4 protein-coding genes are annotated in these 4,139 nt (G+C 36.6%); all 4 read left to right on the top strand.

Going from position 1 to position 4,139, the window contains the following annotated elements; genetic code table 11:
* Positions 1–133: 133 nt before the first annotated feature.
* Entirely contained in the window at positions 134–796 is a 663-nt protein-coding gene (gene hypB / locus Q0F04_RS11470; RefSeq protein WP_295753416.1) for a hydrogenase nickel incorporation protein HypB, read from the top strand.
* A 1-nt stretch (position 797) separates the two neighbouring features.
* Positions 798–3,479, top strand: coding sequence for an FAD-dependent oxidoreductase (locus Q0F04_RS11465; protein WP_295753414.1), 2,682 nt, complete (start codon positions 798–800; stop codon positions 3,477–3,479).
* A gap of 1 nt (position 3,480) precedes the next feature.
* Positions 3,481–3,825: a hydrogenase maturation nickel metallochaperone HypA gene (locus tag Q0F04_RS11460; RefSeq protein ID WP_118115861.1), complete on the top strand. Its 345-nt coding sequence runs from the start codon at positions 3,481–3,483 to the stop codon at positions 3,823–3,825.
* Between the two features lie 96 nt (positions 3,826–3,921).
* Positions 3,922–4,139: PD-(D/E)XK nuclease family transposase (locus tag Q0F04_RS11455; protein WP_295753412.1), on the top strand; the 218-nt coding region annotated here is incomplete at its 3' end.

The raw sequence follows: 4,139 nt of genomic DNA, 5'->3' as shown, positions 1-4,139 counted from the left end.
CATAAAAAAATACCCGTTGTGACAGCACAACGGGATGTTTATTTGTATAGATGTATAAATATTGCGGGAAGTTGACGTGTTTATTTACTCTCCTTCTGAAATCGTTTACAATCATCTTAGGAGGTTTTGTATCATGTATAAAATTATAGAAGTGAAACAAAGCGTATTTGAAGATAATAATAAAGATGCGAACAAATTAAGACAAGAATGCAAAGACAAGGGTGTATTCTTATTAAACGTTATGTCAAGTCCAGGAGCAGGTAAGACAACAACTCTATCTAGAACGTTAGAAAAATTAAAAGATACATTGCGAATTGGCATAATGGAAGCGGATATCGATAGTGATGTGGATGCCAAAACCATCAGTGAATATGGTGTACGTACGATTCAGTTACATACAGGTGGTATGTGTCATTTAGATGCAGATATGACACGTCAAGGCTTATATGAAATGGGTATGGAAGATTTAGATTTGGCTGTCCTTGAAAATGTAGGTAATTTAGTTTGTCCTGCTGAATTTGATACGGGATCCACTAAAAATGTGGCTATTTTAAGTGTTCCTGAAGGGGATGATAAACCTTTGAAATATCCATTGATGTTTCAAGTGTGTGATGTGGTTCTTATCAATAAAATGGATGTGTTGCCATACTTTGATTTTGATGTAGAAAAATGTAAAAAGAACATTCTGTACCGAAACCCAAATGCGAAGATTTTTGAGGTGTGTGCTAAAACGGGTGAGGGAATTGATGATTGGTGTAATTGGCTAGAAAATGAAGTAAAAGCCTGGAAGGAATAATATGGCATATCGAGATAATATTGATAAACTGGCAAGGCGTATCACAGATCGTATTCCGGCAAAAGTGAAAAAGTTATCGGAAACAGATCCTGAATATGAGTGTTTAAATGAAATATTAAATGATGAACAATGCGATTTATGTTTGTGCTTTGAAGTGCGCAAACCACTTTCTTTTGAAGAAGTAGTGAAAAGAATTGGATGGCCAGCAGGAAGAGTGAATCGTGTATTAAATGAAGTGTGCGATATCGGAATGATTGAATACAATTGGGAAAATGTGGATCATCATAAACAGTTTGTGCTTCCTCAATTTGTGCCTGGAGCCGCTGAATTTATGGTGATGAATAAAGATCTTGTAGAAGAACATCCAATTGTTGCGGATTTCTTTGAAAAGATGACGCGTTTACCACTTGAAAAAGTAACGCCAATGGTTCCGCCTGGAGGAGCAGGCATTGGTATGCATGTCATTCCTGTAGAAAAGGCGATTCATGCAAATCAGCAAGCGGTAAGTGTAGAAAAGATTTCACATTGGTTGAATAAATACGACAAGTACGCACTTTCTCCATGTTCATGTAGAAGACAACAACGTGTTAGAGGTGAAGGAACTGGAGATGTAGAAGCCGATGTTTGTATCGCGGTTGGTGATATGGCTGATTATGTTGTGCAAACGAATAAGGGTGGACATTATTGTACGTATGAAGAAGTGATAGAGACTTTAGAGCGTTGTGAAAGAAAAGGCTATGTCCATCAAATTACCAATATTGATGGAGAGGATAAGATTTTTGCGATTTGTAACTGCGCACATGGCGTATGTAACGCATTAAGAACGAGTCAATTGTTCAATACGCCAAATATGTCGGCCAGTGCTTATAGAGCGCATGTGGATAGTGAAAAGTGTGTGGCTTGTGGAAAGTGTGTGGAAATTTGTCCGGTTGGAGCGGCAAAATTGGGACAAAAATTATGTACAAAATCAGGTCCAGTGTCCTATCCTAAACAAGAACTTCCGGATGCAGTAAAGTGGGGGCCTGAAAAGTGGAATTGGAATTTTAGAGATACAGCTAAAATAAATTGTTATGAAACCGGTACATCTCCTTGTAAGAGTGCATGTCCTGCCCATTTACCAGTACAAGGCTATATTAAGATGGCTAAAGAAGGCCGTTATTTAGATGCTTTAAAGTTGATCAAAGACTTTAATCCATTTCCAGCTGTTTGTGGAGCTATATGTAATAGAAGGTGTGAACAACAATGTACGCGTGGATTGATTGATGAACCTTTAGCTATTGATGAAATCAAGAAGTTCATTGCCGAACAAGAACTTCATGAAGACAAGCGCTACATTCCATTATGTGAAAATGTTGAAGGCAAATTCTTCACAAATAAGATGGCCATTATTGGTGCGGGTCCTGCTGGTATGAGTGCAGCTTATTATTTAAGAATAATGGGCTATCCAGTCACAATATTTGAAAAGGAAGAAAAACCAGGCGGTATGTTGGTATATGGTATTCCATCTTTTCGTTTAGAAAAGTCTGTGATTGAAGCTGAAATTGAAGTGTTAAAAGCTATGGGCATTGAATTTAAGTGTGGCATAGAAGTAGGTAAAGATATTTCTTTGGATGATTTAAGAAAAGAAGGATATGAAGCATTCTATGTGGCCATTGGTGCTCAAGGATCTAGAAAATTAAATATTCCAGGTGAAGAAAATAAAATGGTTGAATCTGGAATTGATTTCTTGCGTAAAGTCAATAAAACAGAAGATCCAAATTTAATTTCTGGAGATGTGGTTGTTGTTGGTGGCGGAAATGTGGCGATAGATGTAGCTCGTGCAGCTTTAAGAAGTGGAGCACAAAAGGTACATTTATGTTCTTTAGAACAAGAATGCGAAATGCCGGCAAGTCTTGAAGAAGTATCAGAAGCTAAAGAAGAGGGTATTTTGCTTCATTGTGGCTGGGGTCCAAAGGAAATCTTAGAAGATTCCATTGTGTTTAAGCAATGTGTTAGTGTAAAAGATGAAACTGGAAGATTCAATCCAAGCTATGATGAAAATGTTTTGGAAACTATGCAGTGTAGTCATGTCTTTCTTTCGATTGGACAGAGTATCATTCCAATTCAAGGATTTGATGTAGAAGTCAATCCAAATGGAACAATCAAAGCCGATGGTACAACTCTTCAAACTTCAATTGAAGATGTATTTGCGGGTGGTGATGTGTATACAGGTCCAAAATTTGCGATTGATGCGATTAGCCATGGTAAAGAAGCAGCAGAATCGATGCATCGATTTGTGCATAAGGGTCATTCTTTGACAATTGGTAGAGACTTACATTTATTTAATGAATTCGATAAGAATAACGCATTGATTGATATTGATTTTGATCATGCCAAACGACAGATTCCTGGTATTAAAAAAGGCTTAGGTGAAAAATCATTTAGAGACTTGCGTTCAACATTTACAGAGGAACAAGTTAAGATTGAAGCCAATCGATGTCTAGGATGTGGTGCAAGTATTGTGGATACAAATAAATGCATAGGTTGTGGTTTGTGTACGACAAAATGTGAATTTGATGCGATCCACTTAACACGTGATATCAAGGATGGTGCAAGAATGGTGAAGGCCGAAGATAAGATGAAGGCAATCTTACCATATGCTGCTAAACGCCAGATCAAGATCATTCGTAATAAGAAGAAATAGTATGCATGAATTAGGAATTGTTGTACATATTTCAAAAACATTAGAAGAACTTGCCCAAGAAAACAATATTACAGATATTCGTAGAGTAACTTTACAAATTGGAAAAGTAAGTGGAATCGTTCCTGAGTATTTAGTGGATTGTTGGAAATACTATAAGAAAAAGGTTCCTTTAATCGAAAACTCAACATTAGAATATGAGTGGATTGAAGCCATTACGATTTGTAACGAATGTGAAAAAACGTATGATACGATCCAATATGGAAGAGAGTGTCCATATTGTAAGAGTGAGCATACGGTTCTACTACAAGGAAATGAGTGTCTCATTAAGGAGATTGAGGCTGAATAAGTCTCTAAAAGGCGCTTTTTTTGATTTTTATTAGAAAAAGCGTCTTTTTTTACGTATAAGAGTATGTAGGAAATGCCTACTAGAAATGAGGTGCTCATGCGTAGCGCAAATTTATTAAATGATTTCGCCTTTAAGTATGTCTTTGGCGAAGATTGTAAAGAGGCGAATGATGCCTTAAAATCATTACTCACTGTATTTTTAGAAAGGAAGGTGAATAGTGTTGTTGTAAAGAATTCAGAAATGGTAAAAGACTATAGTAAAATGAAGAGTCCACGATTAGATTTATTAGTCGAATTTGATGATCAAACAACGGT

The organism is uncultured Holdemanella sp. (genome assembly GCF_934772795.1).
GTDB lineage: Bacteria > Bacillota_I > Bacilli_A > Erysipelotrichales > Erysipelotrichaceae > Holdemanella.
The sequence above is the reverse complement of the archived record's forward strand: the minus strand, read 5'-3'. Positions and strand labels throughout refer to the sequence as shown.

Coding starts and splice junctions, on each gene's coding strand:
- hypB (WP_295753416.1), top strand. CDS start 134: ATGTATAAAATTATAGAAGTGAAACAAAGCGTATTTGAAGATAATAAT.
- Q0F04_RS11465 (WP_295753414.1), top strand. CDS start 798: ATGGCATATCGAGATAATATTGATAAACTGGCAAGGCGTATCACAGAT.
- Q0F04_RS11460 (WP_118115861.1), top strand. CDS start 3,481: ATGCATGAATTAGGAATTGTTGTACATATTTCAAAAACATTAGAAGAA.